The sequence below is a fragment of the Paenibacillus sp. MDMC362 genome (assembly GCF_003269305.1).
Classification (GTDB): Bacteria; Bacillota; Bacilli; order Paenibacillales; family Paenibacillaceae; genus Paenibacillus_AQ.
The window spans coordinates 101220-124329 of the sequence record NZ_QLYT01000003.1 but is presented as its reverse complement, the minus strand read 5'-3'; the positions used below and the strand labels follow the sequence as shown (position 1 = coordinate 124329).

Annotated in this window: 21 protein-coding genes; 7 read left to right on the top strand and 14 right to left on the bottom strand. The window is 51.9% G+C overall.

Translation table 11 applies throughout. From position 1 onward, the window contains the following. Positions 1-213 precede the first annotated feature (213 nt). The gene (locus DP091_RS00630; protein ID WP_113056596.1) at positions 214-510 is read left to right on the top strand and encodes a magnetosome magnetite crystal formation protein family; all 297 of its coding nucleotides are present in this window, start codon (positions 214-216) and stop codon (positions 508-510) included. A gap of 86 nt (positions 511-596) precedes the next feature. Here the strand turns inward: DP091_RS00630 and DP091_RS00625 are convergent, their stop codons facing one another. Beyond that, on the bottom strand, positions 597-2078 hold the full coding sequence (locus tag DP091_RS00625) for a stalk domain-containing protein (RefSeq protein WP_113056595.1): 1482 nt from the start codon (positions 2076-2078) through the stop codon (positions 597-599). 318 nt (positions 2079-2396) lie between these two features. Further along, positions 2397-2960: an RNA polymerase sigma factor SigZ gene (sigZ, locus tag DP091_RS00620; protein WP_113056594.1), complete on the bottom strand. Its 564-nt coding sequence runs from the start codon at positions 2958-2960 to the stop codon at positions 2397-2399. Between the two features lie 112 nt (positions 2961-3072). On the opposite strand from sigZ, the gene DP091_RS00615 reads away from it, so the two are divergent. After that, a complete protein-coding gene (locus tag DP091_RS00615) occupies positions 3073-4098 on the top strand; it encodes an aldo/keto reductase (RefSeq protein ID WP_113056593.1) in 1026 nt (341 codons plus the stop codon). 98 nt (positions 4099-4196) lie between these two features. Here DP091_RS00615 and DP091_RS00610 read toward each other — a convergent pair whose 3' ends face one another. Together DP091_RS00610 and DP091_RS00605 are read right to left on the bottom strand one after the other, a co-directional pair. Further along, positions 4197-4562, bottom strand: a complete 366-nt coding sequence (locus tag DP091_RS00610; RefSeq protein WP_113056592.1) for a hypothetical protein — start codon at positions 4560-4562, stop codon at positions 4197-4199. Between the two features lie 56 nt (positions 4563-4618). After that, a complete protein-coding gene (locus DP091_RS00605) occupies positions 4619-4930 on the bottom strand; it encodes a hypothetical protein (protein ID WP_113056591.1) in 312 nt (103 codons plus the stop codon). A gap of 162 nt (positions 4931-5092) precedes the next feature. Between DP091_RS00605 and asnB the strand changes: the two genes are divergently transcribed. Beyond that, on the top strand, positions 5093-6937 hold the full coding sequence (gene asnB / locus DP091_RS00600) for an asparagine synthase (glutamine-hydrolyzing) (RefSeq protein WP_113056590.1): 1845 nt from the start codon (positions 5093-5095) through the stop codon (positions 6935-6937). A gap of 79 nt (positions 6938-7016) precedes the next feature. On the opposite strand, the gene DP091_RS00595 is transcribed toward asnB, so the two are convergent. From DP091_RS00595 to DP091_RS00585, 3 genes are all read right to left on the bottom strand, one after another. Next, complete coding sequence (locus DP091_RS00595; RefSeq protein ID WP_113056589.1) at positions 7017-7646, bottom strand: XTP/dITP diphosphatase; 630 nt, start codon at positions 7644-7646, stop codon at positions 7017-7019. A gap of 4 nt (positions 7647-7650) precedes the next feature. Further along, positions 7651-8409 carry a ribonuclease PH gene (gene rph, locus DP091_RS00590; protein WP_015733982.1) on the bottom strand — a complete coding sequence of 253 codons (759 nt, stop codon included), beginning with the start codon at positions 8407-8409 and terminating at the stop codon, positions 7651-7653. 111 nt (positions 8410-8520) lie between these two features. Continuing rightward, a complete protein-coding gene (locus DP091_RS00585) occupies positions 8521-9579 on the bottom strand; it encodes a GerMN domain-containing protein (protein ID WP_113056588.1) in 1059 nt (352 codons plus the stop codon). A gap of 167 nt (positions 9580-9746) precedes the next feature. Here DP091_RS00585 and DP091_RS00580 point away from each other — a divergent pair, with 167 nt between their 5' ends. After that, a complete protein-coding gene (locus DP091_RS00580) occupies positions 9747-10310 on the top strand; it encodes a phosphatidylglycerophosphatase A family protein (protein WP_113056587.1) in 564 nt (187 codons plus the stop codon). A 359-nt stretch (positions 10311-10669) separates the two neighbouring features. On the opposite strand, the gene DP091_RS00575 is transcribed toward DP091_RS00580, so the two are convergent. From DP091_RS00575 to DP091_RS31665, 7 genes are all read right to left on the bottom strand, one after another. Further along, positions 10670-13114: a glycogen/starch/alpha-glucan phosphorylase gene (locus tag DP091_RS00575; protein ID WP_113056586.1), complete on the bottom strand. Its 2445-nt coding sequence runs from the start codon at positions 13112-13114 to the stop codon at positions 10670-10672. Between the two features lie 38 nt (positions 13115-13152). Beyond that, positions 13153-14256, bottom strand: a complete 1104-nt coding sequence (gene glgD, locus DP091_RS00570; protein ID WP_113056585.1) for a glucose-1-phosphate adenylyltransferase subunit GlgD — start codon at positions 14254-14256, stop codon at positions 13153-13155. Positions 14257-14270: 14 nt separating this feature from the next. Beyond that, positions 14271-15455, bottom strand: coding sequence for a glucose-1-phosphate adenylyltransferase (locus tag DP091_RS00565; RefSeq protein WP_113056584.1), 1185 nt, complete (start codon positions 15453-15455; stop codon positions 14271-14273). Positions 15456-15881: 426 nt separating this feature from the next. After that, on the bottom strand, positions 15882-16904 hold the full coding sequence (locus tag DP091_RS00560) for an MBL fold metallo-hydrolase (protein ID WP_113056583.1): 1023 nt from the start codon (positions 16902-16904) through the stop codon (positions 15882-15884). Between the two features lie 521 nt (positions 16905-17425). Further along, positions 17426-19150, bottom strand: coding sequence for a proline--tRNA ligase (locus DP091_RS00555; protein WP_113056582.1), 1725 nt, complete (start codon positions 19148-19150; stop codon positions 17426-17428). Positions 19151-19518: 368 nt separating this feature from the next. After that, positions 19519-19824 carry an ArsR/SmtB family transcription factor gene (locus DP091_RS00550; RefSeq protein WP_113056604.1) on the bottom strand — a complete coding sequence of 102 codons (306 nt, stop codon included), beginning with the start codon at positions 19822-19824 and terminating at the stop codon, positions 19519-19521. A 335-nt stretch (positions 19825-20159) separates the two neighbouring features. Then, entirely contained in the window at positions 20160-20504 is a 345-nt protein-coding gene (locus DP091_RS31665) for a hypothetical protein (RefSeq protein WP_258394351.1), read from the bottom strand. 183 nt (positions 20505-20687) lie between these two features. On the opposite strand from DP091_RS31665, the gene DP091_RS00540 reads away from it, so the two are divergent. Genes DP091_RS00540 through DP091_RS00530 form a run of 3 tightly spaced genes read left to right on the top strand, consistent with a single transcriptional unit; the run spans position 20688 to position 23018 of the window. Next, positions 20688-20939 (top strand): FeoA family protein, encoded by a 252-nt coding sequence (locus tag DP091_RS00540; protein ID WP_113056581.1) that lies wholly within the window; start codon positions 20688-20690, stop codon positions 20937-20939. Then, a complete protein-coding gene (locus DP091_RS00535) occupies positions 20936-21682 on the top strand; it encodes a FeoB small GTPase domain-containing protein (RefSeq protein ID WP_113056580.1) in 747 nt (248 codons plus the stop codon). Before DP091_RS00540 ends, DP091_RS00535 begins: the two co-directional genes overlap by 4 nt. Continuing rightward, positions 21633-23018, top strand: a complete 1386-nt coding sequence (locus DP091_RS00530; protein ID WP_113056579.1) for a nucleoside recognition domain-containing protein — start codon at positions 21633-21635, stop codon at positions 23016-23018. The genes DP091_RS00535 and DP091_RS00530 overlap by 50 nt, the downstream gene beginning before the upstream one ends. Positions 23019-23110 lie beyond the last annotated feature (92 nt).

Below are 23110 nucleotides of genomic sequence, written 5' to 3'. Positions count from 1 at the left end.
ACCCCTGACCGACGGCTTAGAAGGCCGTTGCTCTATCCAGCTGAGCTACTGGGACAAGTATGTATGAAAATCTTTTAAACAGTAACGAAGTATATTATATCGCATCTTTTGTATTTTTCAAAGAACTTTTTTTAGATTTGTTCGGAACAGAATCAGGAGCGGGCTTACTGGGTAATATGTATATCATGAAAATGACTTCTGGAGCGTGATATCATGAGACAGCTTCTATCCTCTTTATCGTATTTCAGCATCTTCTTTGCCCCCTTCATCCTTCCTGTCATCGTTTGGATTTTCTCCCCGGACGCCTATGTAGCCAAGCACGCCCGTCGCGCCCTGTTCTCGCACCTGTTCCCCGTTATCGCTGCGATCCCTTTAATCTACATGGCCGTAACCGCAGGATCCTTCGGCTCCGTCATTGGATATCTGATCCTGTTCGGCATCATCTACTTCGGGGCTTTTGTTTATAATGTGATCATGGGCATTCAAGTGCTGAGGGAGTACGCTTACTGATCATATTTAAAAAGGACCATGCGCTTAACCGCATGGTCCTTTTGTGTTATTTCGTTGTGCTATGCGTTTAACTGCATGGTACTGTGTTATTTCGTTGTAATCAGCACCATTTTTTCATTGCCGTCCCACTTCACTTCACAGCCCAGCGCGGAAGCAACGAAACGCAGCGGCACCATCGTGGTCCCTTTTACCATCCGCGGCGCCGAATCCAATGCTACATTTTTTCCGTTGACGACCGCTTGTTTGGAGCCCATCTTCAGCTTGATCTGGGCAGATCCTTTGCTGGAAGATACGCTTTGCGTCTTTTGATCCCATTTGACCGAGGCATCGAGGGATTCGAAGATCGGGCGCATAGGGACAAGAACGCTTCCCCCTGCCATGACCGGTGATTGTGCATAGGATTGGAGTTGGCCGTTGATTTTGATGCGAATCGGCGCTTCTCCGATTTGTTTGCCGGACTGATCATAATATTTAAGCTTTACGCTTTTTACGCGTGTATCGTAATCAATGCGCAGGGTCGTCGTTTCATTGGCCGTCATGAACATGGAATCCGTATCCGTCCCCAAAGAACGTCCCTTTGCATCATACGCCGTTGATTTCACGGTAATTCGTTGGGACACATCCCCGTTCTCCACACCGATCGTAACGACAAGCTTATTGTTGATCGTCGTTCTGCCCTCGGCTATGATTTTCGGAGTCTGACTGTTTCCCGTCAGGAACACCTTGAGGTCGCTGACCGCTTTGCCAGCTTCCAGCTCAGCCTGGAAAGTCGCGATTTCGTTAGATGAAAGGTATCCCGAGGTTGTATTGACTTCCAAAACCTTGCCGCTGCCGTTGCTGCCGACAACAATGACTCCGGCTTGCCCGCCTTTATTCCGGTTCTGAATCGAGCCGGTCACGATAAGCTTTCCGTTCTCCAGGCGGCTGCCCGTTTGAAGCAGCTTCACGGCATCTTCGACCGGATCGATAACGGATACCTTTACGCTTTTGATCAGTTTGGCTGCCTTCAGCTGTACGATGAACGTACCGACATTACTGCCGCCAAGGTAGCTGTCCGCCGATGTCACTTCAACCGCTTTACCGGAAGCATCATAACCTACCGCGAGCATGCCCACGTTGTGCCCGACCGTTGAATTCTGCACGACACCCGACACGTTAATCACGCCGTTATTCGTATAGTAACCTGAAGCCAGCAGCTGTGCTTGATCGCCGGCGGGTCCTGCAGGAACGACTTCCACCCGCTTAACGCTGCCGCCGCTATCCAGATCCACCTCATATGTACCGATTTCATCACTCATCATATATTCGGAATCACCGACAACCTCAAGCGCTGTGCCGTTTTCATCATAACCCACGACATAGAATCCCGCTTCCGCACCTTTTCCTCCGTTGCGAATATCCGCCGTCACGCGCATCTTGCCGTTCACCAGCTCATGCGTGGACTCAAGAATCGTCACGCTTTGCACGGTTTCCGCGTATACCGGCACTTGGACGGAGCCCAATGTAATCGACAATGCCAGGATTCCCGCTCCCCACAGCTTGACCATATGTTTATTCCATCTACCCAATATCAATCTCCCCTTGTCTAATATGTTAGAAGTGACGCTAATCCAACATTATAGGGAGGATTCTTCAGTAATCATATAGAGGAAAAGCCCTATTTGCATCTCTTTCATAATCAAGAGTCCCGCGTGGTCCATACTCCCTACTGAAGCGAAGTCGGAATCGGCAAGAATCCTATCTTTTATCGACATCTTTTGCAGAACTGCGTAAACTCCTATATAGGAATATCATCATTTGTTATAGCCAGTGGGAAGAACATATACGCTTCGGTGTGATTCCCATTGCGATACATAATATAAAAAGCTTGGTGAACGCACCAAGCTTTATTTTTTGGTCTTTTTTCTTACCGGCTGCGGCTCATCGTACACGATCCGAAAATCCACGATGTTCCCGTATGCATCCGATTCGATATGACAGCAGCCCGTCAGCAGCTCTTTCATCATCTCTCTCCCTCGCTGTACTCTTGATTTAGCGCCGGAGTAGGATATCCCCAAATGCTCGCTCAATTCCTTTTGCGTCATCCCTCTATATTCGGTCAATTCAAGAGCTTCCCGATATTTATCCGGCAAGCATGGCAGCACGGACTGAAAACAGGCAATCACTTCCTGATCATAATCAATCTCTGTATATTCATCGACAACAGACAGCTGTTCCGGCAGCTCTTCACCTGACCGAGTCTTCCTGTAATGATCCACGATGCTGTTGCGAGCTATTTGAAATATCCAGGAGCCCCGTTTCTCCTCTTCCTTTAAATCTGAGATATGAGTGTGGACCTTCATAAATACATTCTGCACAATATCGTCTACATCAGCACGCTCACGAATCCTAGTCATGACAAACCTTTTAACAGGCTCATGGTACTCCGTCCAAATGGCGACTGCATCCATCTGAAAGTTCACCCCCGGCATTTTTCAAAAATAATTTGATTGATTTTTGCGTCCATTCCAACAGACCAGCGTCTCCCTTAGTGTAAACCAAATCATAGGAGGCTGGAAAGAGATGAAATACAATTTACTCGGTAATACAGGTGTGCTGGTATCAGAGATCGGGCTCGGCACGATGACGTTTGGCGGAGGAGCGAAGTGGGGAATGTTCGGCACGCTGGATGATAAGGAAGCAGGATATCTTGTAGATCAGGCCTTGGATGCGGGTGTCAATTTTTTTGATACAGCCAATGCCTACGCCGAAGGCCGCTCGGAAGAGATTCTCGGTAAAACACTGAAATCCAAGCGACATCAAGCGCTGATTGCTACGAAGGTTCGTGCGCGCACGGGGCCGGGCCCCAATGATATTGGACTGTCGCGGCTGCATATCATTCGTCAGGTGGAAGAAAGCCTTAAACGCCTTAACACCGATTATATCGATCTATATCAAATTCATAACCCGGATCAATTAACCGACTGGGAGGAAACGCTCCGTGCACTGGATGACCTTGTCCGAAGCGGAAAAGTCCGGTACATTGGCAACTCCAATATGACCGGTTGGGAAATCATGAAAACCCGCGGCATCTCCACTCTGCACGGTCTTCATGCATTCAAAAGCAGCCAATCGTATTATTCACTCGCCGCAAGGGATATCGAAAGAGAGATTATCCCTGCCCTAAAGGATCAGCAAATGGGTTTGATCGTCTGGAGCCCGTTAGCAGGCGGGTTCTTGACCGGAAAATATACGCGTGAACATCGGGGAGGCTCCGAGGACCGCCATGCCAAATTGGCTTTTCCGCCGATTGATACGGAGCGGGTGTACCCGATTCTTGATGTGCTTCAAGATATCGCGCAAGCTCATGAGGCAACTGTCGCCCAAATTGCGCTTGCGTGGCTCCTTCATCAACAAGCGGTCACCACCGTTATCGTAGGTGCTAAACGTACTGACCAACTGCAAGATAATTTGGGAGCGAGCGGGTTGATTCTGAATGAAACCGAACTTTCTCGACTGGATGAAGTAAGCCGTCTGCCTGCTGAATATCCGGGATGGCCTTTTATGGAACTGGACGAGGATATCATTCGAAAGCATGGGCAGAACTGAGTTTTTTAGAATGGGGAATGCTGGTATGGCGGCATTGCCCTTACGCATACAAAAAGAGATCTGCCGATGAGCATCGGACAGATCTCTTCTTTCCTTTTTTAAAAATATTGAGGGCCTTCGCTGAGCCGCTGGTTCAGCTGCTCATATAGCTGGCCTGTTGAAAGCAGCTGCTGCTTGAATGCATCCCGATCTTCCTCCGCTGTGGATTGAACGGTGCTCTCGAACGCTTCATCCGTGGCATCGACAAATGCATCATGCATGCTGTTGTCGTACCAATCCACCTCCATGCTGGCGTCGCTGCGGACGATTTTCACCAGCTCATAACCTCCCAGCGGGGATGACGGCGTCAGATAAGCCAGCAACGCACTTTCTCCTTCCGCTGCGGGATAGACCTCAACCTCAGCGCAAGGGGCACCATTCACTTCCGTAATCCGGCGGATTTTTGCATCTCTGATTGCATACATCATACATTCTCCTTCATCGCGATCTGCAGGGACTGCACGATCCGTATAGTTTTCAGTCAGTCGGAGAGCAATCGCAGCTCTTCCATTTGTTGGCGCGTGGCTGGCGTGCCCAATTGATAAATGGTTCGATACACCTTGTCCAAGGAAGATTGAAACAACGAATTGGAGGATTGCTCCGGCGTATCCGGCCATGGGAATACATAGCCTGGAAACCCCTCCTCCTCCTTCTCCTGCATCATGTCCAGCTCAATACGAACTTGGTCCGCCTCTTCCGGCGTTGCTTCGATCTCCCATTCATAAGCGCTCGCTCCTTGTTCGGTCAACACAGAGCGGCTCTGGACGGAAACGTAGTAGGTCGACTTATTCATGGACGCATCTCTCCTTCTCTTTGATATTCGTCCTCTTTCTTAGTTTTCGTAAAAGGACAGACATTTTATGCCTTCCTTCGGCATATATCTGTATCACTTTGGCGACGTAGGATTAAAAAGATGGGACAGCGTATGACAAAGACAAAGAGAGGATGAACCGTCATGTGCGGAATAACCGGTTTTATACAATGGAGCGGCGATTTGACGCAGGATTCGCAGCTGCTGGTAAAAATGACAGAAAGTTTGGCTCACCGCGGACCTGACGGATCCGGCACCTGGATTTCCAACCCGTGCGCATTCGGTCACCGAAGACTCAGCGTGATCGACCCCGAAAATGGCGCTCAGCCGATGATCATTCATCAGGAAGAGGAAGTCTATGCCATTGTATATAACGGGGAATTATATAATGCTGCGGAGCTCAAAGACGAATTGGTACGACGCGGTCATCGTTTCAATACCAAATGCGACACGGAGGTCTTGTTAGTCTCTTATATCGAATGGGGCCCTGATTGTCTGGAACGCCTCAATGGCATATTTGCATTCGCGATTTGGGACAGCGTGCGGGAACAAGTATTTTTGGCTCGGGATCGGGTGGGCGTAAAACCCCTGTTCTACAGTTACATTGACGGAACGCTTGTATTCGGATCGGAACCGAAAGCACTGCTTCAGCATCCGAAGGTGGAGCCCGTGGTCGGGGCCGAGGGGCTTGCGGAAGTGTTTATTATCGGTCCGGCGCGAACCCCCGGACATGGTGTCTACAAGGATATCGCAGAGCTTCGCCCTGGAATGGCGATGATCTTTAACCGGGAAGGATTGCGCAAATATACCTACTGGAAGCTGGAAAGCAAGCCACATGAGGATGATGCGGATCAGACGGCAAGTTTCTTGGGCGATCTTCTGCGCGACACCGTTGAACGCCAGCTGGTATCCGATGTACCGGTCTGCTCCCTGTTATCCGGCGGGCTTGATTCCAGCGCGCTTTCCTCGCTTGCCGTCGATTACTACAAGCGGACGGGCCAAGGACAAGTGCACACCTATTCCGTCGATTATGTGGACAACAACAAACATTTTAAATCCCATTCCTTCCAGCCGGGCGCGGATGCGCCATGGATCAAACGGATGCACGAGGAACTGGGCACGAACCACCATTGGATTGAATTCGATACGCCCGAACTGGTTGAAGCGCTGGACGCCTCGACACAGAAGCGGGACCTCCCGGGCATGGCTGACGTGGACGCTTCCCTTCTCCTCTTCTGCCGTGAGATAAAAAAAGGCGCCACCGTCGCCATATCCGGTGAAGCCGCTGATGAAATATTCGGCGGTTACCCTTGGTTTCACCGGGAGGAAATGCTGAATTCCGGTACTTTCCCATGGTCTGTCGCCCCGGAGATAAGAGCCGGGCTGCTGTCTGCCGAGATTCGGGACTGGATCAAACCGCTGGAATACCTCGGAGACCGTTATGTCGATGCAGTAGCCGAAGTGCCGAAGCTGGACGGGGAAACCGGGCAGCAGGCCAAAATGCGGGTCATGTCCTATCTCAATATCACCCGCTTCATGCCAACGCTCCTCGATCGCAAGGACCGGATGAGCATGGGCGTTGGACTGGAGGTCCGCGTTCCATATACCGATCATCGCCTGATCGATTATGTGTGGAATATTCCGTGGAGCATCAAAACGACAGGCGACCGTGAAAAAGGCATTCTGCGCAAAGCTCTTGAAGGCGTGCTTCCCGAGGATGTCCTCTACCGCAAAAAAAGCCCGTATCCCAAAACCCACAATCCGAACTATCTGGCAGCCGTCAAAGCGCAGGTGCTGTCCATACTGGACGATCCATCTTCGCCGCTGCTTCCGCTCATCGATACGGCACGGATCCGGGAATTGGCTTCTTCGCCGGATGCTTCCTCCAATCTCCCTTGGTTCGGTCAATTGATGTCCGGTCCGCAGCTGTTTGCCTACTTGGCTCAGGTGCATTTCTGGCTCAAAGAGTATAACGTATCCATACGTTAAGTTCATATTGTTGGCGAAAAATCAAAGAAACCATACCCGCAATAGCCGGTATGGTTTCTTTTTATAGTTCACTATTCAATCATCGTGCCTGCAGGTCCGCTACAAGCTTGCGCAGCGCCTTGCCCCGATGGCTGATCTCCTGCTTCTCCTCCAGGGAAAGCTCGGCCATCGTCTTCTCATGGCTTGGCAGGTAGAACAGCGGATCATATCCAAAACCGCCCTTTCCGGACGGATCCGACGTGATCCAGCCTTCAACGCTCCCTTCAGCCTCAAGCTTTTCTCCCGAGGCCGGATCATACAGCACCAGCACACAGACAAATCGGGCCGGACTTAGCAAGGGCTGCTCCGTATCCTCACCGAGCCTTAATTGTTCCAGCTCACCGAGGAGCTTCTCGTTATTGTCCTCATCCGCGCCGTGCTCGCCGGCATACCTGGCGGAATAAACGCCGGGCGCGCCATTCAGCGCATCCACGCACAATCCCGAATCATCGGCCAGAACAGGCCATCCCAGTGCGTCGCCAACCGCCTTGGCTTTTTTAAATGCATTGGCTGCGAATGTGGCTCCATCCTCAACGACATCCGGCAGATCAGGGTAGTCGTACATGCTCTTGACCTCCGTACCGAAAGCAGCAAAAGCATGCGCGAATTCCTTGACTTTCCCCTGATTGCGGGTAGCTACGATTAGCGTGTCTCCAAGTGTCAATGTCATGGGATTATACTCCGGTACTCGCATTCACGGAACCGATTTTTGCTGCAATGGGGCCAAGCGCCTCTTGCTGACGTTCGATCAGCTCACGGATTCCCTGTTCCCCAAGCTCCAGGATCTGATCCAGCTCCTCACGAGAAAACGGGCTTTCTTCGCCGGTTCCCTGAACCTCAACGAATTTGCCGCTTCCGGTCATGACCAGATTCATGTCCACCTTTGCTTTGGAATCCTCTTCATAATTCAGATCCAGCAGCGCCTGTCCGCCTGCAATGCCCACGCTAATGGAGGCCAGGTAGTCCGTGATCGGAAATACCGCTAGTTTATGTTGTTCTGCAATTTTATTTACCGCTATGGCTAAAGCTACAAATGCTCCTGTAATGGAGGTGGTCCGCGTTCCGCCATCCGCCTGGATTACATCGCAGTCCAGCGTAATTGTCCGCTCGCCAAGAGCATGCAGATTCACAACAGACCTAAGCGCTCTGCCGATCAGCCGCTGAATTTCCATCGTCCGGCCACTGAGTTTACCGCGATTGGCTTCCCGTTGGTTGCGGGATTGTGTTGCGCGCGGCAGCATGGAATACTCAGCCGTCACCCAGCCCTTTCCTTGTCCTTTCAGAAACGGGGGAACCTTCTCATCCACGGTCGCCGTAATCAGCACCTTGGTGTCTCCCATCTCGATGTACACGGAGCCTTCCGCATATTTATTCACATGGGTCGATAAATTCATCGGTCGAAGCTCATCGCTCTTACGTCCGTTAGATCTCATGTTTTCTGCCTCCTACTTCTTATCGCAATCCTGATTAGCATTCCCTATTCTACCAAAGTGCAGGCACAAAAGCACCTTTTCCGGCGCATATTTCAAAGATGGCGTGAATGGTCAGATCGAAATTTCGTTAATGAACTCCGGACGGCTGACAGGCTCGCTGTAATTACGGCTATCCGTTCCAACCACCTCGGAGAGATCGTTCATTCGAATTTTGACCTTCGCATCATCCGAATTCTCGGCTACGGTTAGCACGACGGCCTGCAGCAGCTCGGTTGGAACCTGCTCTCCCTGCTCAAACATGCTGTCCTGAAGCGATACGGTAACAGCGCCGTCCTCTCCTTTTTCGACCGATGCAACGGTGGTATCGTCCGGGATGACCTCGACAAGCCCATCACCGTAATGCGGTCCCCGGATCAGTTCGTTCAAAGCAGCCTTAACCGCATCCTGTCCAGTCGGAACAAGTCTTGTAACAGGTACATAATACTGAATGCCGTCAGGCGTGACTGATGAGAAATAGACGGTAACCGGCGAAGAGGAAGTGTACAATGCGTCATCCGCCTTTTGAAGGTTGATCCCCATTGCTCGTGAAAGCGGACGGTCCAGCGGCGTGTGATTGACCGGCATTTCCGTTAGTTTGACTCCATCCACCCATACCTGCATCGATTCAATGCCTTCATGTCCCGTCAGCGTCCACGTCAACGCCTCCAAGATTCTTCGTTCATCTGCCGCTTGATACTCCGTAAACGATTTATTGAATTCAACAACGGCCAATTTGCTCTCCGGATCGACCGTCACATTGTGGATCTGCGTACCGGCAGGCAATACCGCCTGGAAACCCTGTGGAACATAGCCAGCATAGCGGCCTCCGTTCACAAGCACTTCAAGAGATTCCTTCACGGCGCTTGCACCTTCTACCTTCGGAATACCCAAGGTCACAGGTGCCAGCATTCCCCGTGCATCCGAAAGATAAACCGTTGTCTGCGTGCCAATGTCACCTTGTGCCGCTGTGGATCCGGCCGTGCCCAGCATCTGCTTCTCCACTTGCGCAGGCGGCGGGTCAATCGCCTCCGATTGCTTTCCGGAAAATACGCCGCAGCCGGACAACACGATCGGAACAGCAAGCAGCCCGGCGGCGGAAAGCTTGCGAAGATTACGTTTACTACGTTTCATGTATTGTTCCTCCCTAACATTTTTTTGTACAGGTTGTACTCCTATGTATACGAGCCCTTTCCAAAAAAATAACTCTCAGTTTTACCCTTTCTGGACAAAGGGGGGGTGGAAAAAGTACAATCGTCGTAAGCATCTTCATCAACCACGAAAATGAGGTGAGTTCCATCATGGCAGAAAAGGATTCAAACATTCCATACAGTCTGAACAGCAAGAAGGTAGCGGACGCGACACGGAGCCTGCTGCATAAGCGTGGAATCAAGTTGGAGGAAATCGCGGAACTGGTGATGATCCTTCAGAATAAATACTACCCGGATTTAACCATGGAAGAGTGCTTGGAGAACGTGGATGCTGTACTCAGCAAACGCGAAGTCCAAAACGCGGTATTAACCGGAATTCAACTAGATATTTTGGCGGAGGAAGGGAATCTTATATCCCCGCTTCAAGAAATGCTGGCCAATGACGAAGGGTTATACGGCGTGGATGAAGTCCTGGCATTTTCCATCGTTAACGTGTATGGAAGCATCGGCTTCACCAACTACGGGTATATCGACAAGCTTAAGCCCGGCATTCTTGAGCAATTGAATGATAAATCAAGCGGCCGTGTACATACCTTCCTCGACGATATCGTCGGCGCGGTTGCCGCTGCCGCCAGCAGCCGCATCGCCCATCGCAAGCAAGCGGAGCGTGAGATCGAGTTGTACGGCACGACCGAAGAGCTTCCAAAAGAATAATTCGCTCATAAAAAGAAGATTCGCTCAACATGCGAATCTTCTTTTTTCTGCCTACCAGAAGGAAGCAGCTACCGGGCCTATCCAAGCCGAAAGTGGGTAATTTCAAACAATTATAGACGATTGCAGATAGAAAGCATTCAACTTTACGGGCCGGAACGATGAGTTTCTTCTATAATAATAAGGCTTCTCTCACCTATGAAAAAACGGGCTGTCCAATTACGTTAATCGGTAAATCTATCTAGTCATTTTTGAGTAGATCCATCATATGATATGATGAAGAACATTCCAATAGAGCACCTATGGAAACCCCGCCAAGCCTATGGCGGGGTTCTTTTTTTAAAAATAGTGATAGAGATAGATTACCGGCTCGCACCAACCTTAACAGGAGAAACATTCCAGATGTCGGATGCATAACGGTGAATCGTGTTATCGCTGGAGAAATGTCCGGAGTGGGCCATATTTATAATCGATTTCTCGGTCCAGGCTCCGGTATTCAAATAAGCACGATCGATCTCCGACTGGGTTGCCACATAACTGGCAAAGTCCGCCAATACAAAAAACTCATCGTTATGATCAAGCAGGGACTGCAGAATCTGACCAAATTCCAACTCGTGACAGCAGAAAGGTCCTGAAGCTATTAACTGATTCAGCACACGGGCGATTCTGGGATCCTGCTCATACCGCTCCCTGGATACATAAGCTCCCGTCCTGTAATACTCGAGCACTTCCTCCAGCTTCAAACCGAACAGGAACATATTCTCATGGCCAAGCAGCTCGAACATCTCCACATTAGCCCCATCCAGCGTGCCAATGGTCAATGCGCCGTTCAACATGAACTTCATGTTTCCCGTGCCGGATGCCTCCTTGCCAGCCGTGGAAATTTGCTCGCTCACATCGGCTGCGGGGATAATCTTCTCCGCCAGAGACACCGAATAATTTTCCAGGAACAGCACCTGGAGTTTGTCATTGACCTGCGGATCCTTATTCACGACTTCGGCAACGACATTAATGAGTTTGATGATGCTTTTGGCCAGATAATAGCCCGGCGCTGCCTTCGCCCCAAAAATGACGGTACGGGGAACGCGATCCGCGCTTGGCTTATCCTTAATCTCGTTATACGCGTGCATCACCCGTAATATATTCAGCAATTGCCGTTTATAGCCGTGCAGCCGCTTCACGTGGACATCGAATATGGAATCGGGATTAATCACAATCCCTTGCTTATTCGCGATGTAATCGGCAAGCCGTTCTTTATTGTTCCGTTTGATCCGCTGAATCCCCTGCTGAAAGGCGGAATCGGTCTTCAGTCCTTTGAGCTGAATTAATTGATGCGGATCCCTGATCCATGAATCGCCGATACCATCGCATATCAATTGACTCAGGCCGGGGTTGCTGTGCATCAGCCAGCGCCGGTGGGTAATCCCGTTGGTTTTGTTGCTGAATCGCTCTGGATAAAGCTCATAATGCGGTTTCATGACCTGTGTCTTAAGCAGTTCCGTGTGCAGCTCCGCCACGCCGTTTACATGATAGCTGCCCACAATTGCCAGATTGGCCATGCGGATCTGGTCGCTTTCAATGATGGCCAGCTGCGATATGCGCTCATGGTCGCCAGGATAGCGTTCCAGCAGCATGCCGCAGAATCGTTTATTGATCTCTTCGATCATCATGTAAATGCGCGGCAGCAGCTCACGAACCATGCCGGCCGGCCATTTCTCCAAAGCTTCGCTAAGCAGCGTGTGGTTCGTGTAGGAAACGGTCCGGCTCGTGATGTCCCAGGCTTCCTCCCAACCGAAGCCCATATCGTCGATAAGAATCCGCAGCAGCTCCGGAATCACCAAGGTCGGATGCGTATCATTGATATGAATGGCCACGTGCTCAGGCAGCTCATGATAGGACCGTCCCCGCTTGTCGAACGTCCGGAGAATGCTCTGAACGCCCGCGGAACAGAGGAAGTACTGCTGCTTCAGCCGGAGAAGCTTGCCTTCGTAAGCCGAATCATCCGGGTACAAAAATTCCGATATCGATTCGACCGAACGGTTATACTCCAAAAATTTATAATAGCTGTTGTGATGATGGGCCGAACGGATTCTAGATATGTCCGAAGCGGACTCGGCGCTCCACAACCGCAGCGTGTTCACCTGCCCCTCACCGTACCCGATCACCGGAACGTCGTAAGGTACCGCCAGAACCCGCTCATAATCCATCGTGCGAAACACGGTTCGCCCCTCCTGCACATCCACCTCCACGCGGCCCCAGAAACGCACCTCCACCGCCTTGTCAGCCCGCCGTTCTTCCCAGACGTTGCCCCGCTGAAGCCAGTTGTCCGGCAGTTCGACTTGATGGCCGTCAATAATCTTCTGTTCGAACAATCCGTACTTATACCGGATTCCGCACCCATGACCTGCATAGCTTAGGGAGGCCAACGAATCGAGAAAACATGCCGCTAGGCGTCCGAGCCCCCCGTTGCCAAGGCCTGCATCCGGTTCCTGCTCCTCAATCTCATCCAAATTCCATCCCAGGTCCAAAAGGCCGCTGCGGACCATGTCCAGCACACCCAGGTTCAGCAAATTACTTCCCATTAACCGCCCGATCAAAAATTCAAGCGAGAAATAATATACCTGCTTCTGGCCGGTATCCCGGTATATCCGATTGGCGGCCGCCCATTCCCGTCCGACATGCTCCCGGATCATGCCGCCGAGTGTTTTGTATACATCCTCAGCCGTCGCTTCCTCAAGTCCCTTCCCCAACCGACTCACCAACTGCTCCGTAAAGACCTGCTTGAATGTTTCCTTGTTGTTAAACAAAAGAAAGTTCCTCCTGACGGATTCGTATTATTTTGCGATCAAATCGAGATGTCCTTGGCTATGACAAAAGGTTTGCGGAAATCCCCTTGAAGCTTATGATCCCGCGAGATCATCACATCTTTATCGAGAATGACGTTCTCCAGCCTCACATTCTCGCCAATGACGCATTTTTGCATGATGATGGAGTTATGGATGCTTGCGCCTCGTTTTACCTGTACTCCGCGAAACAGGATGCTATTCTTTACTTCCCCGTCGATCTGGCAGCCGTTGGCCACCAGTGCGTTGCTCACATCGGCCGAATTCAAATATTTAGCGGGAACCTCATACTTGATCTTGGTGTGGACAGCCTGCTTCCGGAACAAACTGTTGTACGTCTTAGGATTCAGCAGGTTCATGCTGGCACGGTAATAACTCTCAAGCGAATTGATCACCGCATGATAGCCGAGGTATTCATATCCCGCAATATTCAGCTTGTGCCGGTTACGCATGATCGCGTCCCGGAAGAAATGGCTGCCCCCATGGGCGATGCAGTGGTCCGCCATCTCCAGAAACCGCGCTTTCTCCATCACGAACACCTCCATGTATACCGCATCATGCTTGTGATCGTAATGAATATCCGTCACCATGCCGTCCTCATCGACATCGAGGCGGGCACAGGAACGGTGCTCTTCCCGTGGTGCATTCACTTTGGTATAAACAAGCGTCACGTCGGCGCCCTGCTCCAAATGGTATTCGTATACCTCATTCAAATCGACCGTGCTGATATGCTGGCTGCCGGAATGCACGATATGCTTCGCCGCTCCCCGCTCAAAAAAATCGAGATTGTTATAAATATGCCGCAGCTCGCCGGCGGACACATCGGCTTCATCGTTCCAATCCGGCGGAAGTATGAACAGGCCGCCCCGCTTGCGATGCATATCCCAAGGCCTGCCTTCGCCCAGATGATCCATCAGGGACCGGTATTTCCTGCGAACGAACAGCGCAATATCCTCGATGCCCGCATGCATCATATTGGACATCACGAAATCGATCAGGCGGTACCTCCCCGCAAAAGGCACAGCGGCCCCGCACCGGTAATACGTCAACTCACTCAATACATCCCGTTCATGCTCCAAATGAATAATACCCATGAGTTCTCTCATCTGCGAATCCCGTCCTAACCTTGATTATTATGGGACGAAGACGACGATTGAAGCAGCTTCAGGACGTCTTCATCTTGATCGCTTACAAGGACAATCCGAGATGGATCTTCAGGAGGGGGGCCAATGACGGCATGATCTTGAATGATCATGTCCTCCGTGATAATCGCCCGGTGTATCCGTACATGTCTGCCGATGCGCACCTTGGGCATAATGACGGAGTCGGTAATGACACTGCCTTCCCCTACCTCCACGCCATAAAAGAGGACCGAATGTTCTACCTCGCCGCACACGGTGCAGCCCTCGTTAATCATGCTGTTCCGGACGACGCCGGTTGGAGAAATATACTCTGCCGGCTGATTCGGGTTTCGGGTGTAAATGCGCCAAAGCGGATCGTTCAAGTCCAGCTTAGGCTGCTCGTAGAGCAGATCCATATTGGCTTCCCATAGGCTCTCGATGGTGCCGACGTCCTTCCAGTACCCTTCGAATGGATAGGCGTACAGCGTTTTGCCGTCCGCCAGCATGTTCGGCAGAATGTCTTTGCCAAAATCATGGCTCGTATCCGGATGCTCCGCATTTCGCAGCAAATAGGATCGCAGCAGCTTCCAGCGAAACAGATATACGCCCATGGATGCCGTCGTACTCTTCGGATGCGCAGGCTTCTCTTCGAACTCGAAAATCCGATTGTTCTCATCCGTATTCACCATGCCGAACCGCTTTGCTTCGTCCAGGCTTACCTCGATGACGGAGATGGTGCAATCGGCATCCTTCTCCTTGTGATAAGTCAGCATACGGTCATAATCCATCTTATAGATGTGATCTCCCGACAAAATCAAAACGTGCTCGGGCTCGTATTGATCAATAAACTTAAGATTCCGATAAATCGCATCCGCGGTCCCGCGGTACCAGGTCGTCCCGTCCTCGCGTTCATGAGGCGGAAGCACGAATACGCCCCCATTCAACCGGTCCATGTCCCAATCGCTTCCTACGCCAATGTAAGAATGCAGAACCAGAGGTTCATACTGGGTTAGTACCCCAACCGTGTCGATTCCCGAATGGGAGCAGTTGCTCAGCGGAAAATCAATGATCCGGTATGTACCCCCAAAATAAACAGCCGGCTTGGCGAGCGTCTTCGTGAGGCCCTTCAGCCGTTTGCCTTGACCTCCCGCGAGCAGCATAGCGACCACATCTTTTTTCTTCATGGCAGATTCTCCTTTAAGGGGCTTTATGAGATACGAATCCTATAACATGAAAATTGCGGAACCAAGGGAACGCTTCGATACGAATATGGTGAAGTGGATCATGGTGATGAGTGATTAAGAAAAAAACTTGAGGGAATGCCTTACTTAAACAGCAAGGTACATCAACTATATGCGGGGTATTGAGAAACTCTGACTCTAATGAGGGAAAGGCCCCCCATCTTAGGAATTACCGGCCTTCTCTTCTATAAAAAAAAGCCATGTTGCCGCTTGCCAAGCATCCTGATCGCGGCGGCGGCGCGGGGGCCGCATCTGAGCAAGAGATGTTCCACAATGCAGCTCTCTGAATCTATTAAACAAAAAACCGCCTATTCTACGCATGATGAAGTCAACGTACAAGCAGACGGTTTTATTTATGTCTTGATTATATCAGGAATGCGGCTGTTTCCGTACAGAAAAATAGCACATTCCATCCTCGTTTTCGATTATCTCGGCTTCCTCGCGGCGGGCCAGCTCGGCGAGGTGGGCCAGCGCTTCGCACATGGCGAAGCGGAGCTGGTGGATGCCGAGCTGCTCGCCGAAGAGGGCGGTGCAGACCTCGAAGGCGGTTAGGCGGCCGGCAGCGCTCAGCATGCCAGCGATGGCGGCCAGGCGCTCCTCGTGATGGAGGAGGAGCGCGTCGATCCGTTCACGGAAATGCGTGAACGGGTGACGGTGTCCGGGGTACGCCGTCCGGACAGGCAGCTCCCGCAGGCGGCGCAGCCCTGCGAGGAATAGTGCCAGCGGCTCGGCGTCGCTGCCGGGCAGCAGGCTCACGTTGGGCGAGATTTGAGGCAGCACGGCATCGCCGCACAGCAGGACGCCGCTGTCTGCATGGAAGAACGACAGATGCCCCGGAGCATGGCCGGCCGTTTGCACCGGCGCCCATATCCGGCTGCCCATCCGGAACGGCAGGTCCTCGCTGATAAACGAGATCTCCGGCTGCGGCATAACTTGGGGGAAGAAGCCGTTCAGATGCTCCGGCAGCAGGGCAAGCTTGGTTTCCGGCATGCCATGCTGCCGGAAGAGCGCCGGGAGCGCGTGATCCATCGTGGAATCCGTTCCCCACATGAGCATCGCTTCCCGATGCGCCCGCTCTGACATCCACACCTTGGCGCCCGAACGCTCCTGAAACCACCCGGCAAGCCCATAGTGATCGGGGTGATGATGGGTCAGCACGACCGAAGCGATGTCGCTGAACTCGAACCCGAGCTGCTCCATCGCCGCCAGCCATTCCTGCTCCGAGGAACTCGTTCGCGGCCCCGGATCGATGACGGTCACACCGTCATCCCCCCGCAGCACATAGCTGTTCACCCATCTTAAGGGATTGGACAATGTAATCTTCACCTGACTGAGCTGATGTTCTTCTATATGATGAATGTCCGGGTTATTTCCCTTCTCTTCCTGATTCATTGTAGATGCAACCTCCATCTGCATTATGACTTCAAATCCGACTCTTTCATCATAAGCTTGTAATCGGGATATGTATAGCAGGGTGCCTGGTTTAGATCCTACTGTTTTCCATCAAAGGACGCTTCACGTACGCATCGTTCCTCCAATCGCTGTTGCTTTTACGGAATCGATTCGTCCGCTCCGCTGCTTCGTGCTCGTTCATCATAAAGCGTGTACCATCTGATCTTAATAAGCAGATGACCTTCTTTCATATACGAAAAGCATCCCCATAGTCATATAAACTTGGGGATGCTTCTCCATTAGCGAAACTGTAATTTTTTTGAGTTAGCTGAGTACGCTTCATTTCAATCCTGTAAGACTTTCTTAGGACTTGCATGATGTTTACACTCTCTTTTCGATCCACAAAGTCCCTCTTGCTTGGGAAATTGCACGTTCTGCAACCTCTTGATATTCCAAGTTAATTCCTTCTACTTATCTCCAGCTTAATGAATACTCGCCTCATACTGAAAAGCTGCATCATATCACTTCAGCTGACGGTCTACTTCCTGGCATGAACGCTGGATGGCTTCCTCGGCAGGCAGGGTGATCTTGACTCCGTCCTCACCCATCCATTCGACCTCTCCGTTAGCGGCTCCGCGTCCAACGATCAGACGCAGCGGAGCGCCGGCAAGGTCGGCATCCTTGAACTTGACGCCTGCCCGTTCGTCCCGGTCATCCAACAGCGGCTCCAGACCAGCCTTGTTCAGCTCGCTGTAGATATGTTCAGCCAGTCTCATCTGAATCTCATCCTTAACCGCAACCGGGATAATGTGCACCTTGAAGGGAGCCACGGACATCGGCCAGACCAACCGCTCTTCCGAGATGCTCTGTTCGGCGATGGCGGACATGACTCGGGAGACGCCAATACCGTAGCAGCCCATGATCAGCGGTTTCTCCCGTCCGTCGGAATCCAGGTACATGGCGTTCATAGCCTCACTGTACTTCGTACCGAGCTTGAACACATGTCCAAGCTCAATCCCGCGGTGAAACTGAAGCGGAGCTCCGCAGCGCGGGCAAGGTTCACCTTCCGTTACATTCCGGAAATCGCCGGTGTGTTCCAGCGAAAAATCATGCCCTGGGCGGACTCCCTTCAGATGGGTATCCCCCTGGTTGGCACCGGTGATCCCCTCTGCCATAGCTGCCACTTCGGAATCGACCAATACCTTCAGGGTTAGACCTACCGGTCCCGCAAACCCGACTGGGGCTCCCGTCGCCTGCATCACCTCTTCGGCGCTCGCTAATTCCGCGAGTTCTGCTTCTAGGTAAGACTTCACCTTTGCCTCGTTTGCTTCGCGGTCTCCCCGGACAAGCACCGCAACCCGTTCTCCATCTACGTGGTAAATCAGCGTCTTGATCAATTGCTCCGGGCCGACTTGGAGGAAGTCAGACAGTTCCTGAATGCTCTTCACATTGGGAGTTATTACCCGTTCTATTACTGAGCTGCCGTCGGTCTTTACGGATTCTCTTCCTGCAGGCTCAGCTGAAACCGCAGACTCCGCTCGCTCGAGATTCGCAGCATAACTGCAATCGCTGCACGAAACAACGGTATCCTCGCCTATATCCGCCAGTGCCATAAACTCATGGGTTTCCCCTTGCCCGCCAATGGCACCCGCATCGGCTTCCACCGCCCGGAACGCTAGCCCGCAGCGTCTAAAGATTCGTTCATACGTTTCATACATGTTCCGATAGGACACATCCAGGCCTTCCCAGTTCCGGTCAAAGGAGTAGGCATCCTTCATCAGAAATTCCCGCCCCCGCAGCAGACCAAAACGCGGACGCCGTTCATCCCGGTATTTGTTCTGAATTTGGTACAGGTTGACCGGCAGCTTCCGGTACGAAGAAATCTCTTGGCGAACGATGGACGTAATCACCTCTTCATGGGTTGGTCCAAGCACAAACTCCCGGTTATGGCGGTCATGCAGCCTGACGAGTTCCGAACCGTAAACATCGTACCTGCCCGATTCCTTCCACAGCTCGGCGGGCTGAACAGCGGGCATGAGCATCTCCTGTCCGCCGGAGGCATCCATTTCCTGCCGAATAATAGCTTCGATCTTTCGCAAGACCCGCCATCCCAGCGGCAGATACGAATAGATTCCTGCTGCCGTTTGACGGATATAGCCGCCGCGGAGCATCCATTGATGGCTCAGTGCCTCCGCCTCGGAAGGCACATCACGCATCGTTGTCATCAATAATTGGCTTTGCCGCATCTTCCTCATACTCCTTCTTATATCCATGAATGAACCTGCCTGAGCGCAAAAAAGAGCACATTCGCTCCTAGGGACGATGTGCTCGTGGTACCACCCTGATTCCATCTTGCCGAACGCAAAAGGCGCTCCATTGAAGATGCTTCATAAGGCGGTAACGGGCCGAACCGGCGCCGCTTGTTCACAGCGGGCAACTACAAGGTAGGAAGGACACAGCCTAGCGGGTGGAAGCCTTTCAGCCAGGGGCTTCTTTTCTGTCTCGCCGAATCTTGCATCCTCATGTCCTTGATGATCGTTATTCACGGGAAATTCATTTTCCAATACATTACAGCCGGAAGGTCGGAATGTCAAGCATGAACGGGTAGGCGATTCTAATGAGCGATATGGTCCAGCACCTGCCGTAAGATCCCGATGACATGCTCATCTTCATACGTATAAAAATATGTATTTCCTTCTCTCCGGTATTTGACCAGTCTTAAACCTCGCAGATAGCCAAGCTGGTGGGATACCGCCGACTGACTCATGCCAAGCACCTCGGCAATATGGCCGACGGGGCATTCTTCTTGCGAGAGCAAATGAAGAATCCGGATCCGCGTCGGATCCGAAATGGCCTTCAGCAGTCGTGACGCTTCCATGGCCTCGTCTTCGTGCAGCAGCACATGGTGCTCTTTTTCCATAAACTAATCCCCTCTTCTCCATAATGGCTTGAACGATTTCGCGGGCATCCCGTGAAACTCCTGCCAAGAGTGCGGAGCCCCGGTGCGTCTGCCAAGGCAAACCTACATAATAGTGCCCCATTACCGAACTGATACCGCGTGTATGAATAACAGCCTTCTCATGATCCAGCGCTTGATCCACATGAAGCCAATCATAGCAGGGAACAAAGCCGGTCGCCCAGATGATAATCCGGACCTTAAACTCCGTTCCATCCGCGAATCGCATGCCGGAAGCGCCGGCATCAACGGCTCTCTTTTTTAACATCACTTTACCGCACTTGACCGCTTGTTTCAATTCATATCCAAAAATCGGGTCTCCGCGGCGCTTCAGCTCCGACCCAGGAGGAACCGCCGGCTGATAAAATGCCGAGTTTGTCCAACCACCAGAACATGCCCGTTCCCCAAGGGTCATGGGTAAATACCGCGGCTGCTGTCCGAGGGCCAAATACGTCTCCCGACCACCCGACAGTCGACCGCAATCTGCGCCCCGCTGTTCCCGCCGCCAACGACAAGACCCCCGCCCTCTTGAAGCTGGGAAGGCTGCCTGTAATCGGATGAAAGCAGCTGGAGGATTTCCTCTGGAACCGATGCTGCAAACGTTGGATTTCGGAGGCTGCATACGATTTCAGATAGGAAGCCATTCGTATCTTGTTTCCCCTTCGAGCATAAAATGGTGACTGCATCGTCAAAGGCCGCATGAACTTGGAATAAATATCTGATGAATCCAGTTGACAACATACACATTCAGTCATACTATAGGCATAAAGTTGCTTCGAGGAAACAATATATGCTCGGCCCAATTTAGTAGGGAGAGGTTAAACTTTATGGATGAGACAAAATATCGGCAGCATTTGCATCAGGCAGCGCTCGGCGAGCGGTTTCTGATTGAACAGGTAGATATCCGCGGAGAGCATAAGCGGCGGCTTCTGGACCTCGGATTCGTACCGGGCTCCGTTGTCGAAGTGCTGCAAGCCAGCCCGCTCGGCGATCCGACCTCTTATAGAGTGGCAGGTACCGTCATTGCATTAAGAAAAGAAGAAAGTCAGTTAATCTGGGGTAAGGTGATGTCATCATGAGAACTTTTACCGTCGCGCTGGCTGGCAACCCGAACACGGGAAAAAGCACGCTTTTTAATGCGCTCACCGGGCTGAAGCAGCACACCGGCAACTGGTCCGGCAAAACAGTCAGTCTCGCAAGCGGCTATTACGATTACAAAGACACCCGCTTCCAATTTATCGATCTGCCCGGGACGTACTCTTTGTTCTCCAACTCGGCCGATGAAGAAGTGGCGCGCGATTATATTATTTTTGAAAAACCGGACGTTACCCTGCTGGTTCTGGATTCTACGGCGCTGGAAAGAAGCCTTAACCTTGCGCTGCAAGTGCTGGAAATGACCGACCGGGTCATTATCTGCCTGAATCTGATGGACGAAGCGAAGAAAAAAGGCATCAAGATTAACGCACGCAAGCTGGCGGATCGGCTCGGGGTTCCCGTCATTCCGATATCGGCCAGAAATAACGAAGGTCTGGATACCCTGTCCGAGCAGCTGCTTCTCATGTGCACAGGGCAGACTCCGACTACGCCGTACCGGATGAAATATAACGAATATCTGGAATCGCAAATTTCCGGTCTGGAGTCCGAATTACGAGACATTCTTGGCGACGAATATCCAGCCAGATGGCTGGCGATCCGTTTTCTTGATGGAGACCGGAAGCTGATCGCGACGCTGAAAGAACGATTAAAGGCTTCGGATAAAGGAGGGATTTCGCTTGGAACAGCTAAAGCGCTTGGAAGCTCTAACAGCCGCCATTCCTGCTGAGCAGGTAGAGGATGTTCGGGAAGACATCGTGGGCGAATTATTCAAAAAATCCCGCGAGCTGTGCAGTGATGCCGTCACCGTCACCAACCGCGAGCTCCTATACCGTTCCGAGCGTCTGGACCGCATCTTCACCTCCAAGCTGTGGGGATTTCCGATTATGCTGGCCATGCTCGGCGTTATTTTTTACTTAACGATCGCAGGGGCTAACGTGCCTTCTTCCATGCTGGCCAGTTTCTTCGGCTGGATCGAAGGTTACCTGACGATGGCCTTTCAGGCCCTCCATGCTCCCGATTGGCTCTATGGCGTGCTGATCCTCGGATTGTTCCGGGGGACCTCCTGGGTTGTCAGTGTCATGCTGCCTCCCATGGCCATTTTCTTTCCAGCCTTTGCGCTGCTTGAGAACTATGGCTATTTGCCTCGGGTAGCCTTTAACCTGGACCGCCTGTTCAAAAAAACGGGAGCGCACGGCAAGCAGTCCCTCACCATGGCGATGGGATTCGGCTGCAATGCGGCGGCCATTATGTCGACCCGGATCATCGAGTCGCCTCGGGAGCGGATGCTCGCCATTCTGACCAATAACTTCGTGCCCTGCAACGGTCGCTGGCCGACCCTGATCCTGCTGGCCTCCTTGTTCATGGCTGCAGGTTTCTCGGGAGGTGCCCAGACGCTCGTAACGGCTTCCGTTGTTATGGGCATGGTGCTGATCGGTGTCGTTGTCACGCTCACGGTATCATGGGGATTATCCAAAACCGCCTTGAAAGGCATTCCTTCCCACTACACGCTGGAGCTGCCTCCATACCGTAAACCGAAGATACTGAATACCATTCTCCGGTCGACCCTGGATAAAACCTTCTATGTACTGCGCAGAGCCATTATTGTAGCGGCGCCTGCAGGCGTCCTCACCTGGGTGCTTGCCAACATTTATATTGGCGATGCCAGCATTCTGATTCATTTTGTAGAATTTCTCGATCCGTTTGCGCGCGCACTCGGACTCGATGGCTTCATTCTGATGGCCTTTATCATTGGCCTTCCGGCCAATGAAATCGTGCTGCCGATCCTGCTGATGGGATATTTGGCTACGGGGTCCCTGACCGAGGTTACCGATATGTTTGCCCTCAAGCAAATCTTCCTGGACCAAGGCTGGACCTGGCTGACCGCACTGAACATGATGCTCTTCTCGCTGCTTCATTATCCATGCGGAACCACGCTCGTCAACATCTGGAAGGAAACGAAAAGCGCAAAGTGGACGTTCCTGTCCTTTGCCATCCCGACGGCCATCGCCATCGGCGTCACCTTCCTGGTCGCTCAGATGGCCCAGGCACTGGGATGGGTTTAACGACCGAGGATTGAATCAGCGTCATATAAAGCAAACGAGCCGCTCAAGAAGTCTCTTGAAGCGGCTCGATATGTTTTACCCGGATATGGATA

Coding starts and splice junctions, on each gene's coding strand:
- DP091_RS00630 (WP_113056596.1), top strand. CDS start 214: ATGAGACAGCTTCTATCCTCTTTATCGTATTTCAGCATCTTCTTTGCC.
- sigZ (WP_113056594.1), bottom strand. CDS start 2,960: ATGGATGCAGTCGCCATTTGGACGGAGTACCATGAGCCTGTTAAAAGG.
- DP091_RS00615 (WP_113056593.1), top strand. CDS start 3,073: ATGAAATACAATTTACTCGGTAATACAGGTGTGCTGGTATCAGAGATC.
- DP091_RS00610 (WP_113056592.1), bottom strand. CDS start 4,562: ATGTATGCAATCAGAGATGCAAAAATCCGCCGGATTACGGAAGTGAAT.
- DP091_RS00605 (WP_113056591.1), bottom strand. CDS start 4,930: ATGAATAAGTCGACCTACTACGTTTCCGTCCAGAGCCGCTCTGTGTTG.
- asnB (WP_113056590.1), top strand. CDS start 5,093: ATGTGCGGAATAACCGGTTTTATACAATGGAGCGGCGATTTGACGCAG.
- DP091_RS00595 (WP_113056589.1), bottom strand. CDS start 7,646: ATGACATTGACACTTGGAGACACGCTAATCGTAGCTACCCGCAATCAG.
- rph (WP_015733982.1), bottom strand. CDS start 8,409: ATGAGATCTAACGGACGTAAGAGCGATGAGCTTCGACCGATGAATTTA.
- DP091_RS00585 (WP_113056588.1), bottom strand. CDS start 9,579: ATGAAACGTAGTAAACGTAATCTTCGCAAGCTTTCCGCCGCCGGGCTG.
- DP091_RS00580 (WP_113056587.1), top strand. CDS start 9,747: ATGGCAGAAAAGGATTCAAACATTCCATACAGTCTGAACAGCAAGAAG.
- glgD (WP_113056585.1), bottom strand. CDS start 14,256: ATGAGAGAACTCATGGGTATTATTCATTTGGAGCATGAACGGGATGTA.
- DP091_RS00565 (WP_113056584.1), bottom strand. CDS start 15,455: ATGAAGAAAAAAGATGTGGTCGCTATGCTGCTCGCGGGAGGTCAAGGC.
- DP091_RS00560 (WP_113056583.1), bottom strand. CDS start 16,904: ATGAATCAGGAAGAGAAGGGAAATAACCCGGACATTCATCATATAGAA.
- DP091_RS00555 (WP_113056582.1), bottom strand. CDS start 19,150: ATGCGGCAAAGCCAATTATTGATGACAACGATGCGTGATGTGCCTTCC.
- DP091_RS00550 (WP_113056604.1), bottom strand. CDS start 19,824: ATGGAAAAAGAGCACCATGTGCTGCTGCACGAAGACGAGGCCATGGAA.
- DP091_RS31665 (WP_258394351.1), bottom strand. CDS start 20,504: ATGGCTTCCTATCTGAAATCGTATGCAGCCTCCGAAATCCAACGTTTG.
- DP091_RS00540 (WP_113056581.1), top strand. CDS start 20,688: ATGGATGAGACAAAATATCGGCAGCATTTGCATCAGGCAGCGCTCGGC.
- DP091_RS00535 (WP_113056580.1), top strand. CDS start 20,936: ATGAGAACTTTTACCGTCGCGCTGGCTGGCAACCCGAACACGGGAAAA.